15 protein-coding genes are annotated in these 16547 nt (G+C 69.3%); 6 read left to right on the top strand and 9 right to left on the bottom strand.

Going from position 1 to position 16547, the window contains the following annotated elements; all coding sequences use genetic code 11:
• Positions 1-92: 92 nt before the first annotated feature.
• The 6 genes from dapA to AC07YS_RS26040 all read right to left on the bottom strand — a co-directional run bounded on the left by dapA (position 93) and on the right by AC07YS_RS26040 (position 5602).
• Positions 93-989 (bottom strand): 4-hydroxy-tetrahydrodipicolinate synthase, encoded by an 897-nt coding sequence (gene dapA / locus AC07YS_RS26065; RefSeq protein ID WP_370680965.1) that lies wholly within the window; start codon positions 987-989, stop codon positions 93-95.
• A 71-nt stretch (positions 990-1060) separates the two neighbouring features.
• On the bottom strand, positions 1061-1633 hold the full coding sequence (locus AC07YS_RS26060; protein ID WP_495269496.1) for a class I SAM-dependent methyltransferase: 573 nt from the start codon (positions 1631-1633) through the stop codon (positions 1061-1063).
• A 43-nt stretch (positions 1634-1676) separates the two neighbouring features.
• Positions 1677-1820: a hypothetical protein gene (locus tag AC07YS_RS26055; RefSeq protein ID WP_167395003.1), complete on the bottom strand. Its 144-nt coding sequence runs from the start codon at positions 1818-1820 to the stop codon at positions 1677-1679.
• 41 nt (positions 1821-1861) lie between these two features.
• Complete coding sequence (locus AC07YS_RS26050; protein ID WP_495269495.1) at positions 1862-3088, bottom strand: MFS transporter; 1227 nt, start codon at positions 3086-3088, stop codon at positions 1862-1864.
• A 131-nt stretch (positions 3089-3219) separates the two neighbouring features.
• Positions 3220-4416, bottom strand: a complete 1197-nt coding sequence (locus AC07YS_RS26045; protein WP_495269494.1) for an MFS transporter — start codon at positions 4414-4416, stop codon at positions 3220-3222.
• Positions 4409-5602, bottom strand: a complete 1194-nt coding sequence (locus tag AC07YS_RS26040; protein ID WP_495269493.1) for a serine hydrolase domain-containing protein — start codon at positions 5600-5602, stop codon at positions 4409-4411. Before AC07YS_RS26040 ends, AC07YS_RS26045 begins: the two co-directional genes overlap by 8 nt.
• A 90-nt stretch (positions 5603-5692) precedes the next feature.
• Between AC07YS_RS26040 and AC07YS_RS26035 the strand changes: the two genes are divergently transcribed.
• The 5 genes from AC07YS_RS26035 (at position 5693) to AC07YS_RS26015 (ending at position 12317) form a co-directional block, all read left to right on the top strand.
• On the top strand, positions 5693-6604 hold the full coding sequence (locus tag AC07YS_RS26035; RefSeq protein WP_495269492.1) for a LysR family transcriptional regulator: 912 nt from the start codon (positions 5693-5695) through the stop codon (positions 6602-6604).
• Between the two features lie 74 nt (positions 6605-6678).
• On the top strand, positions 6679-8667 hold the full coding sequence (locus AC07YS_RS26030; protein ID WP_062474697.1) for a DNA topoisomerase IV subunit B: 1989 nt from the start codon (positions 6679-6681) through the stop codon (positions 8665-8667).
• Positions 8668-8700: 33 nt separating this feature from the next.
• Positions 8701-9636: a lytic transglycosylase domain-containing protein gene (locus tag AC07YS_RS26025; RefSeq protein WP_095947310.1), complete on the top strand. Its 936-nt coding sequence runs from the start codon at positions 8701-8703 to the stop codon at positions 9634-9636.
• 87 nt (positions 9637-9723) lie between these two features.
• Entirely contained in the window at positions 9724-12120 is a 2397-nt protein-coding gene (gene parC / locus AC07YS_RS26020; protein WP_095744758.1) for a DNA topoisomerase IV subunit A, read from the top strand.
• The gene (locus tag AC07YS_RS26015) at positions 12120-12317 is read left to right on the top strand and encodes a hypothetical protein (protein ID WP_223301260.1); all 198 of its coding nucleotides are present in this window, start codon (positions 12120-12122) and stop codon (positions 12315-12317) included. Before parC ends, AC07YS_RS26015 begins: the two co-directional genes overlap by 1 nt.
• A 22-nt stretch (positions 12318-12339) precedes the next feature.
• Here the strand turns inward: AC07YS_RS26015 and AC07YS_RS26010 are convergent, their stop codons facing one another.
• Both AC07YS_RS26010 and AC07YS_RS26005 read right to left on the bottom strand, forming a co-directional pair.
• Complete coding sequence (locus AC07YS_RS26010; RefSeq protein WP_495269491.1) at positions 12340-13293, bottom strand: ABC transporter substrate-binding protein; 954 nt, start codon at positions 13291-13293, stop codon at positions 12340-12342.
• 561 nt (positions 13294-13854) lie between these two features.
• Entirely contained in the window at positions 13855-14982 is a 1128-nt protein-coding gene (locus AC07YS_RS26005; RefSeq protein WP_495270361.1) for an MBL fold metallo-hydrolase, read from the bottom strand.
• 154 nt (positions 14983-15136) lie between these two features.
• On the opposite strand from AC07YS_RS26005, the gene AC07YS_RS26000 reads away from it, so the two are divergent.
• Positions 15137-15673, top strand: coding sequence for a cysteine hydrolase family protein (locus tag AC07YS_RS26000; protein ID WP_495270362.1), 537 nt, complete (start codon positions 15137-15139; stop codon positions 15671-15673).
• A 7-nt stretch (positions 15674-15680) separates the two neighbouring features.
• Here the strand turns inward: AC07YS_RS26000 and AC07YS_RS25995 are convergent, their stop codons facing one another.
• Entirely contained in the window at positions 15681-16430 is a 750-nt protein-coding gene (locus AC07YS_RS25995; RefSeq protein WP_495270363.1) for a metallophosphoesterase family protein, read from the bottom strand.
• Between the last annotated feature and the right edge of the window lie 117 nt (positions 16431-16547).

Genomic DNA, 16547 nt, shown 5'->3' with positions numbered 1-16547 from the left:
ACTGTTGCGGCAAAAGGTTGCTTGACCTTGCTGCGAACAGGGGGAAAGGGCGGACGGGAGCCGGTGTGATCGGTGGGGAAACCCGGGCTCGGTCAGTCCTTGAGCAGGCCGGTGGCGCGCAGGGCGCCCTCGACCGCCGGGCGGCTCGCTTCGCCGAGTTCCGTGAGCGGCAGCCGCAGGGCGCCGCCGCACAGACCCAGGCGGGCCATGGCCCACTTGAGCGGGATCGGGTTGGGTTCGACGAACAGGTTGCGGTGCAGCGGCATGAGTTCGAACTGCAGCTGCATCGCGCGCTTGACGTCGCCGGCCAGCGCGGCCACGCACAGCTCGTGCATCTTGCGCGGCGCCACGTTGGCCGTGACGCTGATGTTGCCCTGGCCGCCGCACAGCATGAGCGCGACCGCGGTCGGGTCGTCGCCGGAGTAGACGGCAAAGTGCTTCGGCAGGTCGCGGATGAGCCACTGGGCACGCTCGATGTTGCCGGTGGCTTCCTTGATGCCGATGATGCCGGGCACCTGCGCCAGGCGCAGCACGGTGTCGTGCGCCATATCGGCGACGGTGCGGCCGGGCACGTTGTACAGCACCACGGGCAGGTCGCCGACAGCTTCGGCGATGGCCTTGAAGTGCTGGTACTGGCCCTCTTGCGTGGGCTTGTTGTAGTAGGGAACGACCTGCAGCTGCGAGTCGGCGCCGACGCCCTTGGCGAACTTGGCGAGCTCGATGGCTTCCTTGGTCGAGTTCGCGCCGCAGCCGGCCATCACGGGCACGCGGCCCCGGGCCTGCTCGACGGATACGCGGATGATTTCGCAGTGCTCTTCCACATCGACCGTCGGCGATTCGCCGGTGGTGCCGACCACGCCAAGGCAGTCGGTGCCTTCGTCAATGTGCCAGTCGATGAGCCGCCGCAGGGCGGGGTAGTCGACACTGCCGTCGTCGTGCATCGGCGTGACGAGCGCGACGATGCTGCCTGTCAGTTGCTCCAAGGGAATCTCTTTGTCGGTGGACGAAAGCGGCCATTCTACTGACTCCGGCCGGGCCGGAGACAGTTGTGTCGGCCAGCTCAGCTGGCCTTCAGGAACTGGCGCGGCGGGGCGCCCGCGGCCGCTTCGCCGGGCCGCACGGCGGCGATGCGCTGGACGTAGCGCGCCGGCTCCGGCAGGAATCCGTCTTCATAGGCGATCACCTGCAGGCTGGCGCATGCCCCGAGCAGTTCGCCCGGCTGCAGCAGGAAATCGGGCCGCGAGGGCTTGCCGACGGTCTCGTTGCCGGCGGCGAAGGTCTCGTACAGCAGCACGCCGCCCGGCGCCACGGCGGCCACGATGTCGGCCATGCGGGGGCGCCAGAGGTAGTTCGTGACGACCACCGCGCCGAAGCGCTGGGCCGCGAACGGCCAGGGGCCCGATTCGATGTCGGCCGCCACCACGCGACCGAAGGCGCCGGCCGCCTCGACGGCCTCGGGCGACCGGTCGACGCCGGTCGTCGCATGCCCGCGCCCGGCGAACCACCGCATGTGCCGCCCGGACCCGCAGGCCACGTCGAGCACCGTGGCGTTCGGCGCGAGCAGGTGCGACCAGCGCACGATCCATTCGGAGGGCGCCGTGCTCGCATGCACGGGAATTGCTACATCTTTCATAGTGGCCTGGGCCCGTCAAGCGGGCGTTTCGGGGCGAAGTCGTTCAGAAACAGGACCACACTTGGTCGACCAGCGTGACCAGGAACGTCGGATGCACGTACAGCGCGAACACGCCGCCCAGCGCCGCCAGCACGGCGGCGAGCCAGGCGGCCTGGGCCAGGTAGTGGTTGCGTGTGCGGGGCGTCATGGCGATGGCTCCTTGCAAACAAGACAGAAAAGCGCGGGCCGTCAGCCCGCCACGGCGACCGGCCGGACCGCGCGCGCAATGGCGCTTTCCTTGACCGGCAGGTTGATCAGCGCCGCGAACACGCCCAGCGCGATCGAGATGTACCAGACGATGCTGTAGCTGCCCGTCGTGTCATACAGGAAGCCGCCCAGCCACACGCCCAGGAACGACCCCACCTGGTGGCTCAGGAACACGAAGCCGCTGAGCATCGACAGGTGCGCCACGCCGAAGATGCCCGCGACGATGGCGTTGGTGGCCGGCACGGTCGACAGCCACAGGAAGCCCATGGCCGCCGAGAAGACGTACACGCTCAGCGGCGAGATCGGCGCCAGCAGGAAGAGGGCGATCGACACCGCCCGCGCAAAGTAGATGGCCGCAAGAATCTTGGGCTTGGACAGCTTCTGCCCCAGCAGGCCGACCGTGTAGGTGCCGAACACGTTGAACAGCCCGATCAGCGCCAGCGCGTAGCCCGCCACTTCGGGCGACAGGTTCTTGTCGCGCAGGTAGGTCGGCATGTGGATGCCGATGAAGGCCAGCTGGAAGCCGCAGACGAAGTAGCCCGCCATCAGCAAGCCGAAGCTCGGGTAGCGGAAGGCCTCGCCCACGGCCTGCAGCACCGATTGGTCACGGTGGCCGGCCAGGGCCGCGGTCTTGGGTTCGCGCAGGCCGAAGGCCAGCGGCACGATCACCAGCACCAGCACCGCCACCACGACCAGCGCCGTCTGCCAGCCGAAGGCCCCGATCAGGCGGCCTTCGATGGGCGCCATCAGGAACTGGCCGAACGAGCCGGCGGCCGCGGCCACGCCCATCGCCCACGAGCGCCGCTCGGCCGGGATCTGCCGGCCGATCACGCCGTAGATCACGGCGTAGGTCGAGCCCGCCTGCGCGGCGCCGATCAGCACGCCCGCACTCAACGTGAATAGCAGCGGCGTCGGAGAATGCGCCATGCCGAAGAGGCCTGCCGCGTACAGCAGCGAGCCGCCGATCAGCACGCGGAACGCGCCGAAGCGGTCGGCCAGCATGCCGGCGAACACGCCGAAGATGCCCCACGACAGGTTCTGCACCGCCAGCGCGAACGAGAAGGTCTGTCGGTTCCACTCCTGTGCCTGCGTGATGGGCTGCAGCCAGAGGCCGAAGCCGTGGCGGATGCCCATCGAGAGCGTGACGATCATGGCGCCGCAGAACAGCACCTGCTTGATCGAAAGGGTGGGAGCGGGGGAGGCTTGCATCCTTCGAATGTAGCGAAATGGATGCTGCGGCAGGTGGCGTGGCGGCCAAGGCCATTGATGATTTGTGGGCGCGGTTTCAATGCGCGGACGGCATCAAAGAAAGAAGGCAGGCGCGTGACCTGCCTTCGGGGTCAGCGCGCCGGCGCCGCTGCCGCGCCGCGCGCGCCCGGAAAGCCGTGCTCGCAGGCCCGCCACGCCAGCATCAGCCCCGGCACCAGCAACGCCAGCAGCGACCAGGGCAGGCTGCCCGCGCCGCCGCCCTGCAGCAGCAGGCCGCCCACCAGTCCGCCGCCTGCGATGGCGAGGTTCCAGGTCGTCACGACCATCGACTGCGCCACGTCCGCTGCATCGCCGGCCGCCTGGGCCGAGGCGGTCTGGAACAGCGTTGCCGCGCCGCCGAAGGCCAGGCCCCAGACCGCGACCGCGAGGTACACGCCCGCCGCCGACCCGCCCGCCGCGGCGAGCATCAGCGCCGCCAGCGCGAAGGCCGCCGTGCCGGCCAGCACCAGCGTGCGCAGCCAGCGGTCGATCAGCACGCCCGTGAGCCAGATGCCGCCCAGCGACGCCGCGCCGAACACCAGCAGCACCCGCCCGACCTGCGCTTCGAGCCCGGCGTGCGCCAGGAAGGGCGCGATGTAGGTGTAGAGGATGTTGTGCGCCAGCACGAAGGCGAACATCACGGCCAGCACCGGCCGCACGCCCGGCAGCAGGAACACGCGGCGCACGCTCTGCTGGTGTCCGGCCTCCTGGCCCGGGAAGTCGGGCACCTGCCAGCGCACCCAGCCGAGCAGCAGCACCGACAGCGCCGACATGATCAGGAAGGCCGGCCGCCAGCCGACGCTCGCGCCCAGCAGCGTGCCCGCGGGAATGCCCAGCGACAACGCCAGCGGCGCGCCCAGCATCGCCACGGCGATGGCCCGGCCCTGCTGCGACGGCGCCACCATGCGCGCCGCGTGCCCGGCCAGCAGCGCCCACAGCAGGCCCGCGAACACGCCGGCGAAGAAGCGCGCGACCAGCGTCAGCGTGTAGTCGTGCGACAGCGCCGTCACCGTGTTGACCACCGCGAAACCGCCGATCGCGCCCATCAGCAGCGGCCGGCGCCGCCAGCCGCGCGTGAAGGCCACCAGTGGAATGGCCGCCACCAGCGAGCCCAGCGCGTACACGGTGACGAGCTGGCCGACCAGCGCGGGCGCCACGCCCAGGTCGGCGCCGATCTGCGGCAGCAGGCCGGCCGGCATCGCCTCGGTGAGGATGGTGATGAAGCCGCCGGCTGCCAGTGCCAGCAGGCCCGAGAGGGGCAGCGGTGAAGAAGAGCTCGTGTCACGCATAGACGGCGTCCCTCAGTTCGGTGACGAAACGGCCCGACATGCCTTCGTAGAGCGTGTTCGTGAAGGCCACCACGCTGAGCCCGCGCGCCCGGTCGACGAACCAGGCGTGGCCGTAGGCGCCGCCCCAGCGCCAGGTGCCGGGCGATTCGGGCGTCTGCGTGGGCTGCGGGTCGTGCAGCACCGAAAAGCCCAGGCCGAAGCCCCAGCCCGGCGCGTCCGCCGGCCCCCAGGCGCCCGTGTGGTTGCGGCCCATGGTGTCGACGGTGGCGGCGTGCAGCAGCGGGGCGCCGCCGGTGCGCAGCGTGTCGAGCAGGCGCAGGAAGTCGCCCGCGCTGCCGACCATGCCGGCGCCGGCCGAGGGCCAGGCGTTGGCGTCGACGGCGCGCGCCGGGTCGAAGCGGATGCCGACGGCGCCTTCGAACGGCGTGGCGACGACGGGGGCGTCCATGCGCTGCGGCGGCGTGGCGCCGGGGCCGTTCACATAAGGCGTGGCCAGCCGCGGGTCGCCGGGGGCGGCGGCGAATCCCGTGTCGTGCATCTGCAGCGGCCCGGTCACCAGTGCGAGCACCGCCTCGGGCAGCGGCAGGCCGCTGGCCGCCTCGACCACCGCGCCGAGCACGTCGATGGCCAGCGAATAGAGCCAACCTGTGCCCGGTGGGTACAGCAGCGGCACGCCGGCCAGGCGTTGCAGGTTGCCGGCCAGCGTGAGGCCATCGTCGCGATCCATGCCGTCCGACACGCCGGCGCGCGCGTACGGGCCGTCGTCCGAGCTTTCGAGGAAGCGGTAGCCCAGGCCGGCCGTGTGGGTCAGCAACTGCCGCAGCGTGATGACCGCTTCGCCGCCATCGGGAAGGCGCGGGCGGAAGTCCGGCAGCCAGCGCGTCACCGGGGCGTCCAGGTCGAGCCGGCCCTGGTCCACGAGCACCATCGCGGCGGTCGAGACGATGGGCTTGGACACCGAGGCCAGCCGGAACAGCGCGTCCTCGCGCATCGGCCGGCCGGCCTCGCGGTCGGCCAGCCCGGCGGCGCGCCGGTGGACGAGGCGGCCGTCGTGGCTCACCAGCACCACCGCGCCAACCAGCCGCTGCTCGGCGAGCGCACGGTCGATGGCCGCGTCAATGCGCGACGGGTCCGGGCCCTGCCACGCAGGGGTGAAAGTAGGGGAAATGTCGGGGAGAAAGGTCATGCGGCCAACGATAGGAAGAAGCCGACTTCGGATAAAGACGGCTACAGTTCCGCTCAATGCGGACGTTAAAGTCCGCAATGGAGATTCCCCATGGACAGCCTCAGCGGCTTTGCCGTCTTCGTTCAGGTCGCCGAAACCCGCAGCTTCGTCGCGGCCGGGCGCGCGCTCGGCGTGTCGGCCTCGGCCGTGGGCAAGCGCGTGGCGCGGCTCGAGGAGCGGCTGGGCGTGCGCCTGTTCCACCGCAGCACGCGCAGCATCACGCTCACCGCCGAGGGCGCGCTGTTCCTGGCGCGCAGCCGCCGCGTGCTGGCCGAGATCGAGGCCGCCGAGCAGGAGCTGTCGCACGCCGCCGAGGCGCCGCGCGGGCGGCTGCGCGTGAGCCTGCCGCTGGTCAGCTCGCTGGTGCTGCCGGTGCTGGCCGACTTCATGGCCGCCTACCCGGCGATCGAACTCGACCTCGACTTCAGCGACCGGCTGGTCGACGTCATCGAGGAGGGCTTCGACGCCGTGGTGCGCACCGGCGAGCCGGCGGATTCACGGCTGTCGTCGCGCCAGTTGGGCGAGTTCTCGCAGCTGCTGGTGGCCTCGCCCGCATACCTGGCGCGCCACGGCACGCCCGCCTCGCCGGACGACCTGGCCCGCCACGCCTGCCTGCACTACCGCTACCCGGCGACCGGCAAGGTCGAGGTCTGGCCGCTCGTGCCCGGGCCCGACGGCAGCGAGGTGCGCCCGCCGGTCTCGATGATCTGCAACAACATCGAGACCCGGCTGTGCTTCGCCCTGCGCGGGCGCGGCATCGCCTGCCTGCCCGACTTCAGCGTGCGCGCCGCGCTGGCCGAGGGCGCGCTGCAGCCCGTGCTGGCCGACCACCTGCGCCGGCCCCGTACCATCGCGTTCCGCGTGCTGTGGCCGTCGGGGCGCCATCCGTCGCCCAAGCTGCGGGCGTTCATAGATTTCCTGGGCGCGCGGATGTTCGGTCCGCCCGCAGAAACTCCCGCCTGATGTGCGAAAAGACCGAAGCCGGTGCCTGTATGGGTATCCAGTCATTTCAACCCAACTGACTACAATCCGCCCCCATGGCGACTTCCCCCAAGACATCTTCAGACTCCGCTTCCGGCTATTCGGAAGGCTCCATCCGCGTGCTCAAGGGCCTCGAGCCCGTGAAGCAGCGCCCGGGCATGTACACCCGGACCGACAACCCCCTGCACATCATCCAGGAAGTGCTCGACAACGCCGCCGACGAAGCGCTGGCGGGCTACGGCAAGAAGATCAAGGTCACGCTGCACACCGACGGCTCGGTCAGCGTCGAGGACGACGGCCGCGGCATTCCCTTCGGCCTGCACCCCGAGGAAAAGGCCCCCGTGATCGAGCTGGTCTACACCCGGCTGCACGCCGGCGGCAAGTTCGACAAGGGCTCGGGCGGCGCCTACAGCTTCTCGGGCGGCCTGCACGGCGTGGGCGTGTCGGTGACCAACGCGCTGTCCAAGCGCCTCGAAGTGAGCTCGCACCGTGAAGGCTCGGTCGCGAAGCTGGCCTTCAGCGCCGGCGACGTGATCGAGGCGCTCGAGATCCGCAAGCTCGAAGCCGGCGAGCGCAAGCAGGGCACCACCGTGCGCGCCTGGCCCGACGCCAAGTACTTCGAGACCGCTGCGCTGCCCATGGGCGAACTCACCCACCTGCTGCGCAGCAAGGCCGTGCTGATGCCCGGCGTGAGCGTCACGCTGGCCGTCGAGAAGACCGGCGAAAGCCAGCAGTGGCTCTACAAGGGCGGCCTGAGCGACTACCTGATGCAGACGCTCAACGGCGACCCGGTCATTCCGTTGTTCGAAGGCAGCGGCCATGCCGACAAGAACGCCGACAACTTCGCCGAAGGCGAGGGCGCCGACTGGTGCGTGGCCTTCACCGAAGACGGCCAGCCGGTGCGCGAGAGCTACGTCAACCTGATTCCCACCAGCGCCGGCGGCACGCACGAAAGCGGCCTGCGCGACGGCCTGTTCAATGCGGTGAAGAGCTTCATCGAGCTGCACTCGCTGCTGCCCAAGGGCGTGAAGCTCCTGCCCGAGGACGTGTTCGCGCGCGCCTCGTACGTGCTCAGCGCCAAGGTGCTCGACCCGCAGTTCCAGGGCCAGATCAAGGAGCGCCTGAATTCGCGCGACGCGGTGCGCCTGGTGTCCAGCTTCGTGCGCCCCACGCTCGAGCTGTGGCTCAACCAGCACGTCGACTACGGCAAGAAGCTCGCCGAACTGGCCATCAAGGCCGCCCAGACGCGCCAGCGCGCCGGCCAGAAGGTCGAGAAGCGCAAGGGCTCCGGCGTGGCCGTGCTGCCCGGCAAGCTGACCGACTGCGAGAGCAAGGACATCAGCCACAACGAAGTCTTCCTGGTCGAGGGCGACTCCGCCGGCGGCAGCGCCAAGATGGGCCGCGACAAGGAAAGCCAGGCCATCCTGCCGCTGCGCGGCAAGGTGCTCAACACCTGGGAAGTCGAGCGCGACCGCCTGTTCGCCAACACCGAAATCCACGACATCTCGGTGGCCGTGGGCGTCGATCCGCACGGCCCCGCCGACACGCCCGACATGAGCGGCCTGCGCTACGGCAAGATCTGCATCCTGTCGGATGCCGACGTGGACGGCTCGCACATCCAGGTGCTGCTGCTCACGCTGTTCTTCCGGCACTTCCCCAAGCTCATCGAAGCCGGCCACGTGTATGTCGCAAAGCCGCCATTGTTCCGGGTCGATGCGCCCGCGCGCGGCAAGAAGCCGGCCTCCAAGGTCTATGCGCTGGACGAGGGCGAACTCACCGCCACGCTCGACAAATTGCGTAAAGATGGCGTGCGCGAAGGCGCCTGGAGCATCAGCCGCTTCAAGGGCCTGGGCGAAATGAGCGCGGAACAATTGTGGGAAACCACGCTCAATCCGGACACCCGTCGCCTGATGAAGGTCCAATTGGGGCGGTTCGATTTTTCGTCCACCCAGGGCGAGATCACCAAGCTGATGGGCAAGGGCGAAGCGGCGGCGCGGCGCGAGCTCATGGAATTGCGCGCAGACGACGTCGACATCGACGTCTGACAGTTTCCTTTTTCTTTCCTTCTTCTCACACGCATGTCGGTTTTCAAGCGTTCGCTGTGGTTGGCCCTTCTGCTGTGCATGCAGCAGGGGCTCGCGCACGCGACCGACATCTACGGCTACATCGACAGCAACGGCGTGGCGCATTTCGCGGCCGAGAAGGTCGACGAGCGCTACAAGCTCTTCTTCCAGGGCGGCCAGAGCTTCGACACCGCCAAGGGCCTGTCACCGATGGGCCGCGGCAGCATCAACCGCCGGCTCGACGGCAAGGTGTCGCCGGCGTCGCAGAACCTGCTCGCCATGTTCGAGGCCTCGCCCGGCTACAAGACCGCCAAGGCGGCGCTGCGCGACGCCTCGAGCAAGCACGCCATCGACTACGAGCTGCTGCAGGCGCTGGTCGCCACCGAGTCGGGCTTCGATGCCAAGGCTGTCTCGCCCAAGGGCGCGATGGGGCTCATGCAGCTCATGCCGGCCACCGCGCAGCGCTACGGCGTGGCGACGGACAAGCGCGGCACGATCGAGAAAAAGCTGTTCGACCCGCACATCAACATCGCCGCCGGCTCGCGCTACCTGCGCGACCTGATCGCGATGTTCCCGGGCCAGATCGAGCTCGCGCTGGCCGCCTACAACGCGGGCGAGGGCGCGGTGCAGCGTGCGGGCAACAAGATCCCGAACTACAAGGAAACGCAGAACTACGTGCAGACCGTGCTGCAGCTGTATGCGTACCTCAAGCCCTCGGCCGTGACCGTGGGTGGCAACCTGCGCAGCGGAAGCGGTAGCAGTGGTGGCAGGACGCCGGGGCGCATCCGCATGGAAATGTCGGTGCCCAAGGGCGGTGCGATCGGGCGCGGCAACATGCCGTCCGAGTCGCCGCGCAACGTGCCGACCATGCCCGAGATTCCCGAGCCGTCCGACGTGCCGACCAGCGCGGCGGAGCCGGGTGACGCTTCGCCGCCGTCGCCGCTGTCGTGATCCCGCAGGCCGCCATGCACCCCACTTTCATTTTGGGCTGAGCGCGAACGCACGCCGCCCGTCACTGTTTTTCTTTCTCTCTTCTTCATGGACGACTCTCAACCTCCGCTCGACCTTGCAGGCCCCACCGACGGCGACACCACCCTCACGCTGGCCGACTACGCGCAGACCGCCTACCTCGAATACGCCCTGAGCGTGGTCAAGGGCCGCGCGCTGCCCGACGTGTCCGACGGCCAGAAGCCGGTGCAGCGGCGCATCCTGTACTCGATGTCGCGCATGGGCCTGGGCTTCGGCGGCACCAACGGCACCGTGGGCGCCAAGCCCGTGAAGAGCGCGCGCGTGGTCGGCGACGTGCTCGGCCGCTTCCACCCGCACAGCGACCAGGCCGCGTACGACGCGCTGGTGCGCATGGCGCAAGACTTCTCGCAGCGCTATCCGCTGGTCGACGGCCAGGGCAACTTCGGCAGCCGCGACGGCGACGGCGCCGCGGCCATGCGCTACACCGAAGCGCGCCTGGCGCGCATCACCAGCCTGCTGCTCGACGAGATCGACGAAGGCACGGTCGACTTCATTCCCAACTACGACGGCAGCACCGAGGAGCCGCGCCTGCTGCCCGCGCGGCTGCCGTTCACGCTGCTCAACGGCGCCAGCGGCATCGCCGTGGGCCTGGCCACCGAGATCCCGAGCCACAACCTGCGCGAGATCGCCGACGCCTGCGTGGCGCTGATCAAGTCCAACGGCAAGCTCAGCGAAGAAGAACTCTTCGCCCTCGTGCCCGGCCCCGACTACCCGGGCGGCGCGCAGATCATCAGCAGCGCCAGCGACATCGCCGACGCCTACCGCACTGGCCGCGGCTCGCTCAAGGTGCGCGCGCGCTGGAAGATCGAGGACCTCGCGCGCGGCCAGTGGCAGCTCGTGGTCAACGAACTGCCGCCGGGCGTGAGCACGCAGAAGGTGTTGGAAGAAATCGAGGAAATCACCAACCCGAAGGTCAAGGCCGGCAAGAAGGCCCTGAGCGCCGACCAGACCCAGCTCAAGGCCGCGATGCTGTCGGTGCTCGACGTGGTGCGCGACGAGTCGAGCAAGGACGCCGCGGTGCGCCTGGTGTTCGAGCCCAAGACCTCGCGCATCAGCCAGGACGAGTTCGTGACCACGTTGCTGGCGCAGACCTCGCTCGAGACCTCGTCGTCGATCAACCTCACGATGGTCGGCATCGACGGCAAGCCGACGCAGAAGTCGCTGCGCCAGATGCTCAACGAGTGGATCGCGTTCCGCGAGATCACCGTCGAGCGGCGCTCGCGCCATCGCCTGGACAAGGTGCAGGACCGCATCCACATCCTCGAAGGCCGGCAGCTGGTGCTGCTGAACATCGACGAGGTGATCGCCATCATACGCGCGGCGGAAGACCCGAAGGCGGCGCTCATCGCGCGCTTCAACCTCAGCGAACGGCAGGCCGAGGACATCCTTGAAATCCGGCTGCGCCAACTCGCGCGGCTCGAGGCCATCAAGATCGAGCAGGAGCTGGCCGGCCTGCGCGACGAGCAGAAGAAGCTCGAAGACATCCTCTCCAGCCCGGCCACGCTGCGCCGCCTGCTGGTGAAGGAAATCGAGGCCGACGCCAAGACCTTCGAAGACCCGCGCCGCACGCTCATCCAGGCCGAGAAGCGCGCCGTGGCCGAGGTGAAGGTGGTCGACGAGCCCGTCACCGTGATCGTGTCGCAGAAGGGCTGGGTGCGCGCGCAGAAGGGCTGGGCCAGCGAGAAGGCCGCCGGCAACGGGGGCACCGCGCCCGAGTACAGCTTCAAGTCGGGCGACACGCTCTACGGCGCCTTCGAATGCCGCAGCGTCGACACGCTGCTGGTCTTCGGCAGCGCCAAGGACAAGAGCGTGCGCGTCTACACCGTGCCCGTGGCGTCGCTGCCCGGCGCGCGCGGCGACGGCCAGCCCGTCACCACGCTCATCGAGCTCGATGCCGGCACGCACGTCACGCATTTCTTCGCGGGCCCGGTGGGCGCCTGCCTGCTGCTGGCCAACACCGGCGGCTACGGCTTCATGGCCACCATCGAGAACATGATGTCGCGCCAGCGCGGCGGCAAGGCCTTCATCGACGTGGGCGAGGGCGAGCAGCTGTGCCGGCCGTCGCTGGTGGGCGGCGCGAGCGGCGCCGAGCCGATGCCGGCCGCGACGCACGTGGCCTGCGCCTCGAGCGGCAAGCGCATCCTGACCTTCGACATCGCCGAGCTCAAGAGCCTGCCCAAGGGCGGCCGCGGCCTGATGCTGATCGACCTGGAGGCCAAGGAATCGCTGGCCGGTGCGGTGGCCTACACGCGCAGCGTGCGGATCGAAGGCGTCGCCCGCGGCGGCAAGGAGCGCGAAGAAACGCTCGAGATCCGCTCGCTCAACAACGCGATGGGTGCCCGCGCGCGCAAGGGCAAGGTGGCAGACCTCGGATTCACGCCGGCGAGCGTGGTGCGGGTGCTCTGATGCTGGGCGGCATCGACATCAGCATCCTCGGCGTGGTCCTCGCCGTGGTCACGGGCTTCGGCAGCTACATCCTGGGGCGCCGCATGCGCGAGAAGCGCCAGGGCAAGCGGCGCGCGAAAGACCGCGCCGCCGCGCAGGCCAACGAGACGCGCCAGGTGCGGCGCGCACGCGAGCGGCGCGAGCAGGAAGGCAAGTAGGCAGGCAGGCCGAGGGGCTGGCTCACCACCCCCCGTAGCCATCGACGTTCTCGCGCGTCACGAGCTTGGACGGCAACAGCAGCACGCGCTGCTGGGGAGGCTGGCCCTTCAGGAGCTTCAACCCGATCTGGGCCGCCCGCTGGCCCATCAACGTGGGCGACTGCGTGGCGCTGCCGACGATCAAGGTGGCGGGGTCTTGCAGCCGCTGCGCCACCTCCGGCGAACCGTCCATCGCCGTGATGACGATGTCGCGCCGGCCCGCGACCTGGGCCGCCAGTTCCGCGCCGATGCCGCACAGGTCGTTGATCGCGAACACGCCCGACAGCTTCGGATGGCGCGCGAGCAGCCGCGTCATCTGTTCGACGCCGCCGTCCTTGGTGGCGCCGCCATTGAGCGCCATCGACAGGACGCGCATGCCGGGCGCGGCGTTCAATGCCTCGCGGCAGCCGTTGACGCGGCCCACCGCGGCCGTGTTCGGCGGGCCGTCGATGATCGCCACTTCGCCCTTGCCGCCGAGCGTGCGCACCAGGTGTTCGCAAGAGAGCCTGCCTGCCGCGCGGCTGTCGGTCACCACGGCCGCGTCCGCGCCTTGCACGAGCGCATCGACCGCCACCACCTTGATGCCGGCCGCGCGCGCCTCCGTGACGCGGGCGTGCAGGGTGGTCGAATCGACCGGCGTCACGATCACCAGCTGCACGCGCTGGCGGATCATTTCCTTGAGCTGCTCGTCCTGCCGCTGTGGATCGAACCCGCTCGACACGACCGTGATGTGCGCCGCGTTGCGACTGTCTGCGGCCAGCGTGCTTTCCACTGCGCGCGCGATGTAGGCAAAGAAGGGGTTGCGCAGGTCGCTCACGAGCACGCCGACGCGCGGGCCCTTGCCATGATTGGCATGTGTCGCGAGCGCGCTGCCCACGGGGCCCACGGCGAGGAGGAGGGCCAGCAGCCAGGTGCGCCAGGGACGTTTCATGGGCATGGGTGCGAGGGCCTCGTTGCGAGAGGGGGCCGGTGAAGGGGTGGGGATGATGACATGTTCCGCACCGCCTCGCATCCGCGATCTGCGGGGGCACGCATGGGGGAATGGACGGACCTGCCGGCCCCGGTCGGTGCCGATGTTGTCACGGGTTGGCAGCGTGGGCGGCGGCGGTGTCAGACCTGGAGGAAGAAGGGGTTGCTCGGGTTGCTGACGATCAGGCCGATGCGTGGCGCATCGGGGGTGCGACGGCCCGTGCGCCCGCGATCGATGCCAGCACGCGCCCCGCGGCGAAACCCCTGACGATGCGCGCCAGGCGGCGCCTCGGGGCGCGCGTCGAGATGGCGGGAATGCCGCCTCCTTTCTTGCCGGTTCTTCTTGTGATCACCTTGCTCCCTGTGGCTGCTGCCTTGCAGATGACGGTGTCGTCCGCGATCGGCGTCCGGTGAGGGATTCGTCGCGGCGACACGGCGATTGAACCGGCCGCTGGTTAACTGTCTGTAAACCTTCCAAAAGTGGCGAGCAACATTTGAAATACACACCGCCGCGTGGACGGTGCGCTCCTTACTTCAGCCCGGCCCACCAACGCACGTTGGTGCGTGCCTGGCCCACCGTGAGCACTTCGCCGATCACCGGCGTGGCCAGGTCGATCTTCTTCGCCTGCGCCAGGTCGGCGATGCGGTCCAGCGGGTCGTGCCAGGTGTGGAAGGCCAGGTCGAAGGTGCTGTTGTGCACCGAATAGAGCACCTTGCCGCGCAGGTCTTCGAAGGCCTGCACGCTCTGCTCGGGCGTCATGTGCACGCCGGGCCAGTAGGCGTCGTAGGCGCCGTTTTCCATCAGCGCGAGGTCGAAGCCGCCGAAGCGTTCACCGATCTGCTTGAAGCCGGGGAAGTAGCCCGAGTCGCCGCTGTAGAAGATGCGCTGGTCGCCGCTTTGCACCACCCACGAGGCCCACAGCGTGCGGTCGCGGTCGGTCAGCGTGACCGCGCGGCCCGAGAAGTGCTGTGCGGGCGTGGCCGTGAGCTTCACGCCCGCATGCTCGCCGCCCTGCCACCAGTCGAGCTCGGTCACGCGCTCGGCGGGCACGCCCATCTCGATGAGCCGGGCGCGCACGCCCAGCGGCACGAAGTAGCGCTGCACGCGCGTGGCGAGGTACTCGATGGTGGCGACGTCGAGGTGGTCGTAGTGGTCGTGCGAGAGGATCACGGCCTCGATCGGCGGCAGCTGCTCCAGCTGGATCGGCGGCTTGTGAAAACGCTTCGGCCCGACCCAGGTGAAGGGCGAGACGCGCTCGCTGAACACGGGGTCGATGAGCCAGTACTTGCCCTTGAGTTTCAGCAGGTGCGACGAGTGGCCCAGGCGCACCACGTGGTTGGCGTCGGCCGCGAGCGCGTCGAGCGCCTGGGGGGGCAGTGCGCGCACCGGAATGGGGTCGACCGGCACGGTGTCGACCTTGCTGCCGACGATGAAGCGCGACCAGATGCGCCAGGTGCTGGCGGCGGGCTGCAGCTCGGGGTTGGGCATGTTCTGGAACACGCCGCCCTTGAACTGCGGCGAGTTGTCGTAGCGCGTTTCCCCGCCGCCGGCACTGCTGCAGCCGGCCACGAACGCGCAGCCTGCCGTGGCGAGCACCGCGCTGCGGCGCAACAGCCGGGGTAAATAAGCGCCTTGCGAATCCGATTCGTCAGCCATGGGAAAGCCCTCTGCGTGTGTGTTGGTCTTGAGGCGCGAGACTAGCGGGAGTTGGCTTTTCAATGGTTTCAGCGACAGAAACATTCGGCGGGCGGGGGCAATCCGCACGCCGGCGGCATACTGCGGCGATCCACGGCTTCAGCCCTTCATCGCCATGAAAACTGCCATCCTCGTCATCGACATGCAGCGCGGCCTTTGCGACGATCCGCCCCGGCCGTACGAGGCCGAAGCGGTCATCGGGCGCATCAACACGCTCACGGCGCGGGCCCGCGCGGCCGGCGTGCCGGTGGCCTTCGTCCAGCACGAGAACGCCATCGACCTGGAGTTCGACTCCGAGCGCTGGCAGCTGGCCGATGCCTTGCAGGTGACGCCGGCGGACGCACGCCTGCGCAAGACCACGCCCGACTCGTTCCTGCGCACGCCGTTGGAGGCCTGGCTGTCGGGGCAGGGCGTGCGGCGCGTGGTGGTCTGCGGCTATTCGTCGGAGTTCTGCGTGGACACCACCGTGCGCCGCGCCGCCGCGCTGGGCTACGAGGTGGTGCTGGCGGCCGACGCCCACACCTCGCACGACAAGCCGCATGCCAAGGGCGCCTTCATCCGTGCGCACCACAACGCGACGCTGTCGGACATCACGAGCTTCGGCGTGCCGATCCGCGCGGTCGACAGCGCGGACATCGCTTTCGGCGATTGATCTGGCGCTAGGGCATGCGCCCGGTGGCCAGTGCGTGGGCCCAGTCCGCACGCCCATTGGCCGCAGCCAGTGCCGCCATGGCCGTGTGGTCGTAGGGCACGGTGACCAGCGTGCAGGTCCACTGCCCGTGGTCGTGCCGTTCGACCAGCGCGTAGCGCGCATCGGGTGAGCCGGTCTCCACGTGGTGCGGGTACGGATGCTCGTCGCCATAGGCCTGCAGGCCGACGCTGCCCGGGTTGACGATCAAGGTGCCGTTGGATGCGCGCACCACGCGCGGCAGGTGCGTGTGGCCGCAGGCGACCAGTTCCGTGCCGGCTTCCACAGTGCCGAGACGCGCATCGATCTCTGCCGCAGTGGCCATGCGCAGTTGCGTGGGTTCGACGGTCTCGAGGAAGTAGGTGAGGTCGCTGTCGGGCGTGCCGTGGCACAGCAGCACCTCGGGGCTGAAGCGCAGGCGTGGCGTGAGCGAGGCGATCCATGCGAACTCTGCCTCGCCGAGTCGGGCGTGTGCGAAGGCGTCGGACTCGCCGCGCTGGCCGGAGGTTGGCAACGTGAGCAGTTGCCGTTCGTGGTTGCCGGCGAGCTGGACCCAGTCCTGCGCCATCAGGAACTGCGCAGTCTCCAGCGGCATCAGCGGGCCTGAGAGGCTGTCGCCGAGGTTGACGATGGCATCCACGTTGCGGCGTGCGATGTCCTCGACGACGGCTTTCAGTGCGGGGAGGTTTCCGTGGATGTCGGAGACGAGGGCGATGCGCATGCGTGGCTTCTTTGTGAGGGCGGTGATCTTAGTTCGGGGTGCGTGCACAGGCCACCGGGTACTTCCCTCCGCGAATGTCCCCCGGCCTTCGGCCTCCTCCTTGATTTCGCTGCGGGA

The organism is Variovorax sp. GW458-11-26-14-LB1 (assembly GCF_059423965.1).
The sequence above is the reverse complement of the archived record's forward strand: the minus strand, read 5'-3'. Positions and strand labels throughout refer to the sequence as shown.